General features: G+C 67.4%; 13 protein-coding genes. 5 read left to right on the top strand and 8 right to left on the bottom strand.

All coding sequences use genetic code 11. The features are described from left to right. Positions 1–12: 12 nt before the first annotated feature. Together G6N67_RS37095 and G6N67_RS37090 are read left to right on the top strand one after the other, a co-directional pair. Positions 13–2,061 (top strand): ABC transporter ATP-binding protein, encoded by a 2,049-nt coding sequence (locus G6N67_RS37095; RefSeq protein ID WP_036442906.1) that lies wholly within the window; start codon positions 13–15, stop codon positions 2,059–2,061. Next, positions 2,058–2,900, top strand: a complete 843-nt coding sequence (locus G6N67_RS37090) for a CbiQ family ECF transporter T component (protein ID WP_036442908.1) — start codon at positions 2,058–2,060, stop codon at positions 2,898–2,900. Before G6N67_RS37095 ends, G6N67_RS37090 begins: the two co-directional genes overlap by 4 nt. Here G6N67_RS37090 and G6N67_RS37085 read toward each other — a convergent pair. Beyond that, a complete protein-coding gene (locus G6N67_RS37085) occupies positions 2,859–3,755 on the bottom strand; it encodes a DUF4349 domain-containing protein (RefSeq protein ID WP_036442910.1) in 897 nt (298 codons plus the stop codon). The two genes, G6N67_RS37090 and G6N67_RS37085, sit on opposite strands and share 42 nt — an antisense overlap. An 84-nt stretch (positions 3,756–3,839) precedes the next feature. On the opposite strand from G6N67_RS37085, the gene G6N67_RS37080 reads away from it, so the two are divergent. Next, a complete protein-coding gene (locus G6N67_RS37080; protein ID WP_051579319.1) occupies positions 3,840–7,022 on the top strand; it encodes an ATP-binding protein in 3,183 nt (1,060 codons plus the stop codon). Here G6N67_RS37080 and G6N67_RS37075 read toward each other — a convergent pair. The 4 genes from G6N67_RS37075 to G6N67_RS37060 form a co-directional block, all read right to left on the bottom strand. Then, positions 6,986–7,690, bottom strand: coding sequence for an alpha/beta fold hydrolase (locus G6N67_RS37075; protein ID WP_230021644.1), 705 nt, complete (start codon positions 7,688–7,690; stop codon positions 6,986–6,988). The two genes, G6N67_RS37080 and G6N67_RS37075, sit on opposite strands and share 37 nt — an antisense overlap. Before the next feature lie 27 nt (positions 7,691–7,717). Further along, complete coding sequence (locus tag G6N67_RS37070) at positions 7,718–9,043, bottom strand: ABC transporter substrate-binding protein (protein ID WP_036442914.1); 1,326 nt, start codon at positions 9,041–9,043, stop codon at positions 7,718–7,720. A 76-nt stretch (positions 9,044–9,119) separates the two neighbouring features. After that, entirely contained in the window at positions 9,120–9,932 is an 813-nt protein-coding gene (locus G6N67_RS37065) for a carbohydrate ABC transporter permease (RefSeq protein WP_036442916.1), read from the bottom strand. Beyond that, positions 9,919–10,791: a carbohydrate ABC transporter permease gene (locus G6N67_RS37060; protein ID WP_036442917.1), complete on the bottom strand. Its 873-nt coding sequence runs from the start codon at positions 10,789–10,791 to the stop codon at positions 9,919–9,921. Before G6N67_RS37060 ends, G6N67_RS37065 begins: the two co-directional genes overlap by 14 nt. Before the next feature lie 127 nt (positions 10,792–10,918). Here G6N67_RS37060 and G6N67_RS37055 point away from each other — a divergent pair, with 127 nt between their 5' ends. Then, on the top strand, positions 10,919–12,343 hold the full coding sequence (locus tag G6N67_RS37055) for a CYTH and CHAD domain-containing protein (RefSeq protein WP_036442919.1): 1,425 nt from the start codon (positions 10,919–10,921) through the stop codon (positions 12,341–12,343). A gap of 11 nt (positions 12,344–12,354) precedes the next feature. Here the strand turns inward: G6N67_RS37055 and G6N67_RS37050 are convergent, their stop codons facing one another. Together G6N67_RS37050 and G6N67_RS37045 are read right to left on the bottom strand one after the other, a co-directional pair. Continuing rightward, complete coding sequence (locus G6N67_RS37050) at positions 12,355–12,819, bottom strand: GNAT family N-acetyltransferase (RefSeq protein WP_036442920.1); 465 nt, start codon at positions 12,817–12,819, stop codon at positions 12,355–12,357. 3 nt (positions 12,820–12,822) lie between these two features. Then, entirely contained in the window at positions 12,823–13,548 is a 726-nt protein-coding gene (locus G6N67_RS37045) for a Type 1 glutamine amidotransferase-like domain-containing protein (protein ID WP_036442922.1), read from the bottom strand. Positions 13,549–13,769: 221 nt separating this feature from the next. On the opposite strand from G6N67_RS37045, the gene G6N67_RS37040 reads away from it, so the two are divergent. Beyond that, positions 13,770–14,561, top strand: coding sequence for a cutinase family protein (locus G6N67_RS37040; RefSeq protein WP_036442924.1), 792 nt, complete (start codon positions 13,770–13,772; stop codon positions 14,559–14,561). Between the two features lie 60 nt (positions 14,562–14,621). Here G6N67_RS37040 and G6N67_RS37035 read toward each other — a convergent pair whose 3' ends face one another. Continuing rightward, positions 14,622–15,608 carry an NAD-dependent epimerase/dehydratase family protein gene (locus G6N67_RS37035; RefSeq protein ID WP_036442926.1) on the bottom strand — a complete coding sequence of 329 codons (987 nt, stop codon included), beginning with the start codon at positions 15,606–15,608 and terminating at the stop codon, positions 14,622–14,624. Positions 15,609–15,633: the final 25 nt, after the last annotated feature.

Here is a 15,633-nt window from a genome sequence, read left to right as displayed (position 1 = left end):
CAGAATCGAGAAATGACTGCGACCGGATCAGCCAGCCCACCGAGACGTGCGGGCTCGCTGACCCCGGGAGAGCTCGCGCAGGCGTCGGTGATGGCGGCCCTGAGCGCGGCGACCGCGATCATCGCCGTGGTGGTGCCGTTCGCCGCGGGGCTGTCGCTGTTGGGCACTGTGCCGATGGGATTGCTCGCCTACCGCTACCGGTTGCGCGTCCTGCTCGCGGCGACCGTGGCCGGTGCCACCATCGCGTTCCTGATCGCCGGCATGGGCGGGATGATGACGGTGCTCGACTGCGCCTACATCGGCGGTCTCACGGGCATCGTCAAACGCCGCGGGAGGGGCACTCCCACGGTTCTCGTGTGGGCGGTGATCGCCGGTGCGATCTTCGGCTCGATGACCGTGCTCGCCCTGACCGTGCTGTCGCGGCTGCGCAACCTGATCTTCGATTCGATGACCGCCAATATCGACGGCCTTGCCGCGGTGATGGCCCGCATCCCGGTTCTCGACGGGTTCGCCGAGCCGTTCAAGAACGGCTTCGCGACACTGCTCGACTGGTGGCCCCTGCTGTTCCTGGTGTTGGGCATCTGGAGCATCACGTTCGTGAGCCTGATCGGGTGGTGGGCATTGTCCCGGGTGCTGACTCGGCTGGCCGGAATCCCCGACGTGCACAAGCTCGACGCCGCGGCTGAAACCGAACCCATCGCCCCCGTGCCCGCACGCCTGGTCGACGTCCGGTTCCGCTACCCGGGCATCGACCACGACGCGCTCGGGCCGTTGTCCATGGAACTGCAACCCGGTGAGCACGTCGCGGTGACGGGTGCCAACGGCTCGGGCAAGACCACCTTGATGCTGATTCTCGCGGGCAGGGAGCCGTCTTCCGGCACCGTGACGCGGGCCGGAAGTGTCGGGCTGGGCCGCATCGGCGGCACCGCGGTGATCATGCAGCACCCCGAGAGCCAGGTGCTGGGTACCCGGGTGGCCGACGATGTGGTGTGGGGGCTGCCGCCCGGCGCCACCGTGGATGTCGACCGGCTGCTGGCCGAGGTCGGCCTCGGCGGGTTCGGCGACCGTGACACCGGGGGCCTGTCCGGCGGCGAGCTGCAGCGGTTGGCGGTGGCCGGTGCACTGGCGCATGAACCGTCACTGCTGATCGCCGACGAGGTCACCAGCATGGTCGATCAGCACGGCCGCGATACCTTGATGAACGTGTTGTCCGGCCTCACCCAACACCACCGGATGTCGCTGGTCCACATCACGCACTACAACACCGAGGCCGCGTCCGCCGACCGCACCATCGACCTCAGTGGCAACGGCGGGGCCGCGGACAACACGGACATGGTGCCCACTGCCGCCGTGCACGCCGCAGGTCACCACGCTGGAAATCCCAGTGGTCGACCGGTGCTCGAACTTCGCAACGTCGGCCACGAGTACGCCAGCGGAACCCCTTGGGCGAAAACGGCTTTGCGCGACATCTCGGTCACCGTCAACGAGGGCGACGGCATTCTGATCCACGGCCTCAACGGTTCCGGCAAGTCGACGCTCGCGTGGATCATGGCGGGGCTCGCGGTGCCCACCTACGGCGAATGCCTGCTCGACGGTGCCCCTGTGTCGGAGCAGGTGGGCGCAGTGGCGCTTTCGTTCCAGGCCGCGCGGCTACAGCTGATGCGCAGCAGCGTCGAACGCGAGCTGGCCTCCGCGGGCGGGTTCTCGGCCGACGACACCGATCGGGTGGCTTCCGCGCTCAGCACCGTCGGGCTGGATCCGGCGCTGGGGAAACGCCGCATCGACCAACTGTCGGGCGGGCAGATGCGCCGCGTGGTGCTGGCCGGGCTGCTCGCGCGGAAACCGCGGGCACTCATCCTCGACGAGCCGCTTGCCGGTCTCGACGCGGCTAGTCAGCGCGGGCTGGTCCGGCTGTTGGAAGACCTGCGACGGAATACGGGCCTCACGGTCGTCGTCATCTCCCACGACTTCTCCGGCCTGGAGGAGCTGTGTCCGCGCACCCTGCATCTGCATGCGGGCGAGCTCGCGCTCGCCCCGACGGCCGCAGGAGGTGCGCTGTGACGGCGCCGACCAGAACCCAACGCAAACCCGTGGTGCTGTTGCGTCCCGTGCCGGGCACCAGCGTGATCCACGAATTGTGGGCAGGCACCAAGCTTCTCGCGGTCGCCGGGATCGGGGTGCTGCTGACGTTCTATCCCGGTTGGGTGCCCATCGCGTTCGTCGCGGTGTTGGTGCTCGTGGTGGCCCGGCTCGCCCACATACCGCGTGGGACGCTGCCGTCGATCCCGGTGTGGCTCTGGATTCTGTTGGCGCTGGGCGCGTTGACGGCGACCTTCGCCGGCGGCACGCCCGTGATCGACGTCGGCTCGATGCAGATCGGCCTGGGCGGGCTGTTCAACTTCCTGCGCGTCACGGCGCTGTCGATCGTCCTGCTGGGCCTCGGCGCCATGGTGTCGTGGACCACCAATGTGTCCGATATCGCGCCGGCCGTCGCCACCTTGGGCCGTCCGCTGCGGATGCTGCGGATCCCGGTCGACGACTGGGCCGTGACCATCGCGTTGGCGCTGCGCGCATTTCCGATGCTGATCGACGAGTTCCGGACTTTGTACGCGGCGCGGCGCCTGCGCCCGAAAGAGCGCGCCGAGACATTCCGGGCGCGGCGGCGGCAGAGGGTGGCCGACATGATCGATCTGCTCGCCGCCGCGATCACCGCGGCCCTGCGCCGTGCTGACGAGATGGGTGATGCCATCACGGCCCGCGGCGGTGCCGGCCAGATCTCCGCCGCGCCGTCACGCCCTGAGAAGCGGGACTGGGTGGCCTCTGCGATCCTGGTCGTGGTGTGCGGGACGGCGCTCGCGTTAGAGCTCACCATCCTCGGGACCAGTCTCCCGCGGCGCTGATTCGCGAACGCGCGGTTTGAGCAGTCGCGCGATACCGAGCAGCACCCCGATGAACACCAGCAGCACCGCGAGCCACGGCAGGAACAGGCCGAACAACATCACTGCCCCCGAGGCGAACGCCACGAGCGCGTCCCAGCCGCGTTCGACCTGACCGAAGAACCCGTGATAGCGCTGCGGGGACGGGCCACCCACCTGCTCGGCCGTGATGTCCAGATTGACCGTGCTGTAGTCGATCTGCTCGCCCAGCTGCTTGCGCTGGGCCCGCAAGCTGTCGAGGTCCGCCTGCCGCTGCGAAAGGGCCTCCTCGGCTTTGATCAGTGCCTCGGGGTCTTTGGCGTCGCGCATGATGCCCAGGAGCCGGTCGACCGACGTCTGCAGCGCCGTGATGCGGGCATCGAGGTCCACGCGGGTGGCGGTCACGTCTTCGGATCGGACCTCGACCGTCTCGGCGGTCCCCAGCCCCTTGAGGCCGTCGATGGTCTTGTCGAGCTTGGCGACCGGCACCCGCAGCACCATCGCGACATGGGCCCGGCCTGACGACGACCCGGCGTCCTCGGATCTGCTGTCGATCCGGCCGCCGGCATCGGTGGTGATCGTTGCGGCTTTGTCGGCCGCGGCCACCGGCTCGCGCGCGGTGATCGAAAGCGACGCGGTCTTGACGACATCGCGGTTGGCCTCGGTCGGCACCGGAGCTTCTTTCGGCGCGGGTGCCGCCGGGGCGAACCCTGAATCGGCTTGTGTGGCTTGCGGCGCCGTCGAACTGGGGGAGTGCCCGCCTGCGCAGGCCGGAGCCACGCTCAACAGGGCCGTGGCGAGAACTGCCACGGTGACGCGACGACCGGCGTGCTTCTGCATGTGCTCAATGTAAAGCCAAACACGCGTGCCCAGTCGTGGCATCGTCCTATCCTGGCCGAGGGGGACCGGTGGCAGAGGGATCGGATGACCACAGCGATCACGTGCCGGCAGTGTGGTCGGGTGGCGCGCGACGACGCCCGATTCTGCGATGCCTGCGGCGCTCCGATCGTGTCGGTATCTGCGGCCGCCGAGTACAAGCAGGTCACCGTGCTGTTCGCGGATGTGGTCAGGTCCATGGGCATCGCCGCCGCGGTGGGCGCCGAGCGGCTGCGCGAGATCATGGCCGATCTCGTCGAGCACTGCACTGCGGTGGTGCAGCGATACGGCGGTACGGTCGACAAATTCACGGGCGACGGTGTGATGGCCCTGTTCGGCGCTCCGGTTGCGTTGGAAGACCACGCTTTCCGCGCCTGCCTGGCTGCATTGGAGATTCAGCAGGAGACACAGAAGCTGGCCGTGGAGGTCGGCCGCCACGACGGCCTGACGTTGCAGCTGCGCATCGGGCTCAACTCCGGTGAGGTGATCGCCGGCGGCATCGGCTCGGGGCTGCTGGGTTACACGGCGGTCGGCGAACAGGTCGGGCTGGCGCAGCGCATGGAATCGGTAGCCCCGGCAGGCGGCGTCATGCTCAGCGAATCGACCGCGCGACTCGTCGAACACACCGTCGTACTGGACGCGCCTCAGCCGGCATGCATCAAGGGCGCCGAGGAGCCGGTGTTGACCCGCAGGCTGATCGGTATCGCCGCGCATCAGCAGGCCCGCATCCGTCGCGGCGAGGCCAAGCTCGTCGGGCGGGACTGGGAACTGGCAGCGCTGACCGGGATGTTGGACCGTGCAGCGGGTGGCTGCGGCGGCGTCGTCGGCGTGGTCGGGCCGCCAGGAATCGGCAAGAGCCGGCTGGTCGCCGAGGCGGTGGCGGTCGCGGTGAACCGTGGGGTTCCGGTGTTCTCCACGTCCTGCGAGTCGCATGCCGCTGAAGTGCCGTTTTACGCGCTCGGGCGATTGATGCGCACGGTGTTCGGGGTCGACGGGTTGACCGATGATGTTGCGGCACGCCAGATCCTGCGCCACCAGTTTCCCGATGCCGAGGCGGTCGACCTGGCGCTTCTCGACGACGCGCTGAGCATCCGAGATCCGGCGTCACGAGCCCCGGATATCGGTCCGGACGCCCGGCGCCGTCGGCTGTCCACGCTGTTCGACGGGGTCGCGACCGCACGATCAGGACCGCGCGTGTACGTCGTCGAGGATGCCCACTGGATCGACCCGATCAGCGAGGCGGTGCTCGATGGGCTGCTGCCGGCCCTCACGTCGTCCGCCCTGGTTCTCGTCACCTACCGGCCCGAGTACGAAGGTGCGCTGGCCGGCCGTCCCGGCTCGCAGACCATCGCGCTGGCCCCGCTCGACGACGAGCAGACCGTCACGTTGATCACAGACCTGCTCGGCCGGGACAGGACGGTGACACCCCTGGCGGGCCAGATCGCCGAGCGCGCGGCAGGAAACCCCTTCTTCGCGTTGGAGATCGTGCGCGACCTCGCCGACCGCGGGGTTCTCGCCGGAGGCCGGGGCTGCTATATCTGTCCCGGCGACACCGAAGAGGTCGCCGTGCCCGCGACGCTGCAGGCGGCCATCTCGGCCCGCGTCGACCGGCTCGACACGGCAGCCAAGCACACGCTCAACGCGGCAGCGGTGATCGGCGACCGCTTCGACGGAAACCTGTTGGGCCAGATCGCCGATACGGATCACCTGCCCCGGCTCGTCAGGGCCGAACTCGTCGATCAGGTCGCGTTCACGCCGCGCGCCGAATACGCGTTCCGGCATCCGATGATCCGGTCGGTGGTGTACCGCTCGCAGTTGAGATCGACCCGCGCAGAACATCATCGGCGCGTCGCGGGCGCGATCGAACCGAGCGACGAGAATGCCGCCCTGATCGCCGAACACCTGGAGGCGGGCGGTGAACTGGCCGACGCGTACGACTGGCATATGCGAGCCGGGAACTGGGCGCGGTTCCGGGACGTTCGTGCTGCGCGGATCAGCTGGCGGCGAGCATGCGGCGTCGCCGACAGATTGCCGGTCGACGACCCTCGGCGTCCGACGATGCGGGTCGCACCTCGCGCGCTGATCTCCGGCACCAGTTTTCGATCCGGTGGGTCCATGGCAGAAACCGGATTCGAAGAGTTGCGCAGGTTGGCGGTCGAAGCCGGCGACATGCGGTCACTGGCGATCGGTATGGCCGGGCAGGTGGGCGCGCTCGCCGTCCACGGCCGCTACCGCGAGGCCGCGGATCTGTCGTCCGAACTCGTCGACCTGCTCGACGCCATCAACGATCCGGATCTGACTGTCGCGCTGCTGCACACCACGTTGAGCGCCAAGTACGCGCTCGGCGAGATGGCCGATGTGGTGAAGCTGGCCCAGCGGGTGATCGATCTGACGGAGGGCGATCCGCGCAAAGGCAGCATCCTGACGGAATCGCCCTTGCTGATCGCGATGACGCTGCAGGCCACGGCACGAGCCTGTCTGGGGCAAGCCGGATGGCAGCGTGACGTCGACGCGACGCTGGAGCTGCTGCGCGAGATCAATCCGGCTGCGCGGGCCGTGCTGCTGATGTACTGCGGCACCATCGGCGGCCCCATCGGGGCGTTGCCGGTCGACGCGATGATGCTGCAGGAGACGGCCGAAACGTTGGCGTTGGCCGAACAACTCGGGGACGACTATGCGCTGGTCGCCGCACGATGCGTGCGCGGCCTGGCGCTGCTGACAGCGGGCGCCGACCAGGAGCACGCCGTGGAACTGCTGGAGTTGGCGCGCGACGCGATCATCGGCGAGCGGTTCACCATGCCGGCCCTGGTGCCCATCGATGTCGCCTTGGCGATGGAGCGGGTGCGAACCGGGGACCGGGACAGCGCCATCGAGGCATTGCGCGACATCGTCGAAATCCAGTTCGGGTCCGGGCAATGGTTGGGGCGCGCCGTGGCGGCTTCGGCGCTGGTCGAGCAGTTGGTGGCGCGCGGATCGAACCGCGATCTCGACGAGGCGGTGAACGTGATCGATCGGCTGGAGACGCTGCCCGCAGAGCCTGGATTCGTGGTGTTCGACATCCTCGTGCAACGCTGGCGGGCGGCGGTGGCCGGGGCCCGCGGCGATGTGGCGTACCAAGAGTTGGTCGATCGCTACGGTAGATCGGCGGATTCGCTTGGCTTCGAAGGACATATGGCCTGGGCCGAGGAGATGGCTCACATCGCGTCGCGGCACAGCGATGAGATGACCTGACACCACTCGGCCGGGTGTGTGCTCCAGAAGTTGTGTGCGACGCCGGCCAGTTCACGGAACTGACCCCGGGGGACCAGTGCCGCGAGCTGGCGAAGTGGCCAGTCGGGGCGAATGTCTTGTTCCGGTGCCAGAAATGTCATGGGTACGTCGGTGTCGGCCAGCCGCCGGAACAGCTCCGGCTCGTGGATCCAGTCGACAAAGGACGCGTTGAGCGACTCGTGTACGGCCGGTTCCCAGTGGATCTGGAACTCGTCCTCGGTGTGCCGGGCCGCGGTGTAGATCGCCGACCAGGTGCGATCTTTGTGTAGTCCGTGCCCGGCGACCCCGACCACCGCACGGACCCGTTCTGGGTGGTCGAGAGCGTAGCGAATGGCGAGATCCGATCCGAACGAGTGGCCGACGACGATCCAGGATTCGACACCCATTGCGTTTCGGATGGTTTCGAGATCGGCGACGGCCTGGGCGAGGTCATGTGGGCCACCACCGGAGCGGCCGACTCCCCGTGGTTCGGGAAACCACGCGCGCGCACCGCGGGGCGCCAGCGCATCGCTCTCCAGGTAGTTCACGCAGCCGGGTCCACCGGACAGCACGACAACGTCCGGTCCTTCACCGGTGAGCCCGACGTGGAGATCGACCGAACCTTCAGCCCGCACCGTCAATGCCTGCACTGCGTTGCCCCTCCTTCCCGGCGGTGCTTAACGCTGCGCCGCGCTGTTGGCGGCCCACTGCGCATCCGCCAGCGTGGTGGCGACATCCGCCCGGCCCAGGAACATCTCGTCGAAATATGGCTTGATGGCCTGGAATCCCGCGGGGAAGCCGGCGCCGCCGGGGGCCGTCATGCGTGGGCCGTCGAGCACGCGGAAGAACGGGCTGAGATCGACTCCGCGTGCCGACCAGTAGTCGTGGTAAACCGGTTGGGCGGCGAGTACGGCCGGGATCGCGACGCCGCTGCGGCCCAGGAACTCGTTGCCGGTCTTGCTGCCCATCCAGGCCAGCACCTCGCGGACCGCATCGGGGTGCTTGGTCGCGGAATTGGCCGCGGCGGCAATGCCGTTGGTGACGCTGACGCGGCCGCGCGGGCCTTCTGGCAGCATCACCACACCCCAGTGGAACGGAACCTGATTGGCGATGGCCGCGAGGTTGTAGGTACCGGACTGGAACAGCGCCATGCGGCCCTGCAGGAACGCGTTGCGGGAAAAGTCGCCGTTGTCGTTGGTGTCGGATGCGGGCGGCGCGACGTGGTCGTCGTTGATGAGTTTCACCAGATAGCTGAACGCCTGCACGGCCTGCGGGTTGTCGAACGTGAACCGGTCGTCGACGCTGAAGGTGCCGCCCGCTGACCCGATGTAGTTGAGATAGATGCCCTGCAGATCGTTGGCGGCGTTGTAGCCCCACTGCCGGATCCGGCCGGCGTCGAAACCCGGCGTCGCCGCGGTACGTCCATCGGCATCCACGGTGAGCCGTGCGAGCAGCGGGCGCAACGTGTCATCGGGACCGTCGGACCACCGCAGCGTCAGCAGCTCGGTCAGGTCGACGCCTGCGGCACTGAGCAATTCGGCGTTGAAGTACACCGCGATACCCGCATCGGTCAATTGCGGTACGCCCCACAAGGTGTCGTTGCGGGTGAACTGGTCGACCACCGCGGGCTCCCAGGCCCTGGCGGCATCGGGGCCGAGGGTCTGACCGATGTCGAGCAGTCGGCCGCTGTCGGCGTAGCCCGCGAAGTACGCGTTGGAGAGCCAGAAGATGTCGTCGGCACTGCCGCCGGCCACGTCGGTGCGCAGCGTGTCGAAGTAGTTCGCATACGACACCGTGTTGACCCGGACCTCGATGCCGGGATGCTCCTGGCTGAACGCGTCGAACGATGCGCGATACGCCGCGGCGACCTGCGGATCCCACAGCCGCACCGTCACCACGGTCTTACCTGAAGGTTCGGTGGAACGCCCCAGCAGCATGGCCGCGGCCAGCAGGACCACCATGGTGAGGCTCAGACCCAGGGCCCACAGCGTGGAGCGCCTCATGCCGGCCCCCTCCTGCGAACTCGACGAAAACGTCGTCGCCGCGCTGATTTCACGACAGTTGTGTCGAATTGGACGATCACTTGATCCCCGTGACGACGATCGAGCGGACGATGTTGCGTGACAACGCGACGAACAACACGAGCAGCGGCACGATCGCGACGGTCGTCGCAGCCATCACCAAGGTCCACTGCGCGTTGTACTGCGACTGCAGCCCGGCCGTCGCGACCGTCAGCACCTGCCATTTGCTCCCGCTGGTGATCACCAGAGGCCACAGGAAGCTGTTCCATTGGCTCACCACGGTGATCAGCGCGAGTGTCACCAGGATCGACCGGCTGGCCGGCACCACCACATGGGTGATGACGTCGAGGGTGTTGGCGCCGTCGAGCCGGGCCGCGTTGATCAGATCGCCGGGGATGGACCGGAAATGCTCGCGGAGCAGGAAGATCGCGTACGGAGATCCGAACAGGAACGGCAGGACCAAGGCCCAGAACGTGTTCCGCAGGCCGGCCTCGGCCATCATCAGATACAACGGCACCACCGTCACGGTGGCGGGCACCATCAGCGTCGCGACGTACACCCAGAACAGCACGTCACGGCCGGGAAACTGTAAGCGGGCGAAGGCATAGGCGGCCAGCACCGAGAACACCAGCTGGCCCAGCAGGATCACCGCGGTCATCAGGGCGGTCACCACAATGGCCCGGCCGAATCCGGCGTCGGCCAGCCCGAGGTAGTTCTCCAGGGTCGGCGGCTTCGGCAGCGACAGCGGCGAATCGGTGTTGAATTGCGTGGCCGAGGTGAACGATGTCAGCAGTCCCAGGCCGAACGGCACCAGCGTGATCACCGCGCCGATGAGCAGGCCCACGTAGATCAGCGCGTTACGTGAGGTCATAGCTGATCCTGCGGCGGAAGTAGAGGTGCTGGACCACGGTGATGCCGACAAGGATCACGAACAGCACGATCGCCATCACGGCTGCCCGCCCGACTGCGGCGGCTCCGAACGCCTCGGCGTAGATGCGGTGCGCCACCAGATCTGTACGGCCCTGCGGCCCGCCGCCCGTCAACGCGTACACCGTGTCGAATACCTGGGCGGCGCTGACGATTCCGGTGACCAGAACGAAGAACAGGGTCGGCCGCAGCATCGGCAACGTGATGTGGCGGAACCGCTGCCAGGACGTCGCGCCGTCGGTCCGCGCCGCGTTGTGCACGTCTTCGGGGATGTTGAGGATGCCGGCGAGGAAGAACAACGTGACGTAGCCGACGTTGGTCCAGATCACCACGGCCGAGACCACGGGCAGCGCCAGTCCCGGGTCGGTGAGCCATTCGATGCGCCGGCCGAGCACGGTGCTGACCGCCCCGTCGGTCGGGGCAAGGATCCAGCGCCACAGCACCGCGATGGCCAACGGCGCACAGATCCACGGCAGCACGTACACCGTGCGGAAGAAGCCGCTGCCGGGCAGCCCACGCGCCAGCAGGGTTGCGGCGATCAAGCCGAGCACAGTCTGCGCCGGCACCACCAGCAGCACGAACAGCAGCGTCACCACGAGCGAGGTCGCGAACGACGAGTCGGTGAGCACCGACGTCCAATTGTCCAGGCCCACATAGGTGATCGGGCCCAAGAGATCCCACCGGTGCAGGCTGAGCCAGACCACCACCAGCATGGGCAGCAGCAGGAACGTGACGACTCCGAACAGGCTGGGCGCGACAAGCGCGTACCCCAGGGTTGCCGTCCGGACCCGCGAAGTGGCCATTCGGCCATTAAAGCGGTTGGCGGGTGCTGCACAACACGGTGGGTGCGCTGTCGATATCGGTCCCGCCTCTGCGCTGCTGATGGGCGGTTTTGGTTTGGCCGCCAGGTGTCGGGGAACTGCTTCTTGTATGCGCGAGGTTCTCGAACGTGAAGACAAGTGGGACGTCGACGAGCTGTTTGAGATGCCACGCCTCGACGATGTCGTCACCGGGGCCGAGGTGGAGCATGACAGTGTCGACTTGTCCAGTGAGTACTACGACACCCCGGAGCGTGATCTGCAGGCGCACGGCGTACTGCTGCGGCATCGCACCGGCGACGACGACACGGGGTGGCAGTTGAAGATCCCCGCGGACGACGGTCGGGCGGAACTGCACTGGCCGTCGACCGAGGTGCTGCCCGACTCCGTGAAGGCGCTACTCAAGGGGATCACTTTGGGCAAAGAACTGTCCGGTGTCGCGACGATCCACACCGTCCGGAATCGCTACCGGATCCGCATGCCGGGGGTCGGTGACCGCTACGCGGAGATCGACGACGACTGCGTGCGTGCGTGGGCTGACGAACGTCTGCTGGCGTGGCGCGAGATCGAGGTCGAACTGGGGCCTCGTACGCCGTCGGTTCCCAAACGCCTCGCCAAGCGGCTGGCGGCTGGCGGCGCTCGCCCTTCGCGCTATCCGTCCAAGCTCGCCCACATCTTGCCGCCGCTTCCGGCAGCGGAGGCTGCCTCGCCGGCGGCAAGGGCGTTGCTTCGGTATGTGAACACTCAGATCGACCAGATCGTGGTGGGTGACATCGGGTTGCGACGCGGCCAGGATCCGATTCACGACACTCGCGTGGCGATCCGACGGCTGCGGAGCACATTGCGGGTGTTCGGGCGAGTGCTGGACCAGTCGGCGGCCGGTGATCTCGATGACGAGCTGCGATGGTTCGCGGGGATACTCGGCGACGTCCGCGATTGCCAGGTTCAACACCGGAGATTCATGAAAGCTCTCGACGAGGTGCCCGAGGATCTGATCCTGGGCCCCGTGCGTTCCCGCGTACGCAACGACCTGCAAGCTGTCGAGCTGCCCGCACGCGCCCAAGTCACCGACGCGATGGACTCGCCGCGCTACCTGGCGATCATGGCGGTGCTGCGCACGTGGCGCACAGTTCCACCCGTGGACCCCGAGACGAGCACCACGAGACTGGTCAAGCGGGCGTGGAAGGCTCAGCGAAAAGCCGATCGACGGCTCACCGCAGCGCTCGGCGAGGATGCCGGTGACGACGCGATGCTGCATCGCGCACGCAAGGCAGCCAAACGCGCCCGATACGCCGCCGAGCTGTGCCAGGATGTCGGCGGTTCGAAGCAGACGAAGCGAACAGTCAAGCATTACAAGCGATTTCAGTCGATCCTTGGCGATCATCAGGACACCGTTGTCGCGCGTACCGTGTTGCGTCGCATGGCTCTGGCCGGCGGGACGACTGCCGGTGAGAACGGCTTCACCTTCGGTCTGTTGTTCGGCCGGGAGCAACGGCTCGCCGACGAGTGCCGGCGCCAGGCACGAAAACTATTGTGAACAAGTCATCTTCAGCCCTGGCCCGGTGGGTGTGCCCGCAAGGTCATCCGGATGTGCGGATCGACGCCTTCTGGAGGAACTTCATGGAAGCCCAGCCGTCGGTACAGCTGGTATGCGCGTGAATTCACCCTGAGCACGTTGAGGCGCACGGGCTTTGCGTCCGCGAATGCCGTGTCGAGCAGTGCCTGAACAATGTGTGCGCCGATTCCTCGACCCTGGTGGTCAGGCGTGATCTCGATGAGCCCGAGAAACAGTTCGCCGTCGCGGTGCTCGATATTGAGCCGTCCGACGTCGGCCCCGTCGACCACGATGATCTCGGTCGAGTCGAGGTCCAGCGTGCGTTCGAGATACGCCCGCTGAACCTCGTCATCCCATCCCCAGACCAGGTCGACGTACGGACCGAGCGTCTGCTTGTGCAAATCGAAGATGAACTCGAAATCGGCTTTGGTGGCCGGTCGGAACCCGATGGTCGCCATGCCCTACAACCGCCGCACATCGAGTGCGGTCTCGACGCCGGCGCCGTCCCGTCTTTCGATGAAATAGACTCCCGCACAGTCTGTTTCACACACGGCTTCCGAAAACCCCGTGCCGCGATACAGCACCCCCGCTCCATCGTCGGTCGCGTAAGCGGCAGGCAACGCACCCTCGCCGACCAATGAGCGCAACAGGGGGCGGCGCTGGTCTTCGGAGTCGAAGTGCACACCGTTGGCGTACGGGACGAATCCCAACCCGTTGGTCACGGCTCGGAGTTCAGGGCCGAACGAGTCGGTCGTACCGCCCGCGTGCCAGCAGATCGAGCCTGCGGAAATGCCGGTCAGGACCACACCTGCCTGCCACGCCGTGCGCAGCGCGGCGTCGATACCGTGCAGACGCCACATCGCCAGCAGGCCTGCCACGCTGCCTCCGAAGACCCACACCACGTCCTGGTCGAGCAGGTGGGCTGTGACGTCCTCGATGTTGGGCATCGGGAACAGCGAGAGGTGCGATGCCGTGAATCCGCGTTCCTGTGCCGCTTCGGTGAGGTGGTGCAGGATGGCCTTGTCGTCGCCCATGGCCGTGGCCAGCAGACACATGCGCGGTGCTCTGCCTGCGACGCCGGACAGGTCTACCGCGAAGTCGGTCAGCGGGGTGAAGGAAAACCGGGTGCGGTGACCCGCACCGATGCCTCCGCTGGTGGCCAAGATGGTCGGTACGTCGGCTGGCATGTCTCGACGTTAGGCATCGGGCCGCAGGCGGACAACAGAATTAGCCCCGGTGAGCCAGTCGTCGACGCGAAGGCCGACAAGCCAACGCCTGAAGCCGCTCCAGCAATCCCGATGACCGCACTTTGCTCATGTGGCGTACATCACTTGACGCCGCCGGAATCGGACGTGCTTCGTTCCACTTGTAGCAGGTAATCGCCGCTATAGGGACTGGGGACACAGACATGAGCACAAGGCAGCACGCCCGGACGGGCGCTTCGATCAGCAAGGTGGCACAGTCCACGATCTTCGTGGTGCTCGCCTTGGCGGCGGTCGTCTTCGGCTCGTTGGCCGGCCCGATCGCATCGGCCAATGCCGCCGACGATGCGTGTGCCGACGTCGAGGTGGTCTTCGCCCGCGGCACCAATGAGGCGCCCGGCGTCGGCGCGACGGGTCAGGCATTCGTCGACGCGCTGACCGCCGCGCTGCCCGGCAAGACCGTCGACGTGTACGGCGTGAACTACCCGGCCTCGCTGGACTTCGGTCAGGCAGCCGACGGCATCGCCGACGCGAGCAACCGGATCCAGTCGGTGGCTGCCAATTGCCCGGCGACCAAGATCGTGCTGGGCGGGTACTCGCAGGGCGCCGCGGTGGCCGGCTACACCACCACCAGCTCGGTGCCCGCCGGCTTCGTCCTGCCCGCCGGGATCAGTGGTCCGATGCCCGCGTCGGTTGCCTCCCACGTCGCCGCCGTGGCCCTGTTCGGGACGCCCGACAGCTTCGTGCTGGGCCTGGCCGACCGCAGTGCGCCGCCCATCACCATCGGCCAGCCCTACGTGGCCAAGACCATCCAGCTGTGCGCGACGGGCGACCCGATCTGCTTCCCGGGTGGTCTTGACCGTGCCGCACACAGCTCCTACAAGGACAACGGAATGGCAGTGCAGGCAGCTGATTTCGTCGCCCGCCAGCTGGGTGTGACCGCTCCGTCCGCGACCGTGGTGCAGACCGCCGGCCAGGCGGACGCGCCCGCCAACTGAACAAGACCGGCCCCCGGCCGGAAGTGAGTCCTCATCGGACCGCTTCCGGCCGTTGGTTTTTCAGCGCTCCAGCTGACGCAGCCCGGCAACCGTGTCGGCCAGGGTGATTCGCGGATCTCGGTAGGTGATGCCGAGGTCACGTTCGCTGGGCGTGTCGTCGGATCCCGGCATCTGGGTGTAGTACTGCATGCCCGCTTCGGTGAAGGGCGTTTCGAACGGCAGGTACGGGCCGAGCCGGTCCATCACCTGCCCGGCAACCCGCAGCATGGTGTCGGGAACCGGGACGGCGAGCACGGTCCTGCCGCACACCTCGGTGAACAGCTTCGCCAGCTCGTCCACCGGAATGCGATGACCGCCGGCCATGTACCGCCGGGGCCCACGACCGGGTTCGAGTAACGCGGCATGCAGGGCGGCCAGGTCGCGGCCGTCGACGATCGTCCAGGCCGCGCTGCGGCCCGGAATCGCGCCGAGTTGCAGTGCGGCGGCCACACCTTCGCCGGCTTCGCCGAACTGGTTGCCGACCGGCGGGCCCATGACCATGCCGGGATAGGTGATGTTCACGGGCGCGCCGGCATCCTGCATGCCGCGCGCGTAGATCTCGACCTGGGCCTTGGAGCGGCCGTAGCCGTCGGTCCCGCCGAACACCGGCAGGTCCGCCGTCAGGGTCTCCACGTCGGGGTTGAACAGCGCGGTGATGCTCGACACGTGAATGATCGGATCGAGGCCGAGTTCTGCGGCGCCGCCGAGGACATTCTGCGCACCAGCCATGTTCGTGCTGAGCATCTTCGCCGTCTGGCTCGGATCCGTGGCGACCAGCGCCGCACTGTGCAGGACGGCATCGCAGCCGTCCAGCGCGCGCATGACCGAGTCGCGATCGGTGATGTCGCCGACCGCGTAGTCGGAGACGTCGACACCGAGCTTTTCGACGCTCGTGTGCAGCCGGTCGGGTTTGCGCACCAGGAACCGAACGCTGTGGCCGGCGTCGGCAATTGCTTTCGCGCTCCAACCGCCCACGAACCCGGTACCGCCGGTGACCAAAACGCGCATGGCGTCAAGCTAGTACGTCGGGCGC

The sequence above is a fragment of the Mycolicibacterium mageritense genome (assembly GCF_010727475.1).
In the GTDB taxonomy this organism is placed as follows: domain Bacteria; phylum Actinomycetota; class Actinomycetes; order Mycobacteriales; family Mycobacteriaceae; genus Mycobacterium; species Mycobacterium mageritense.
Note: the sequence above shows the minus strand (reverse complement) of the source record. Positions and strands in the feature narration are given on the sequence as shown.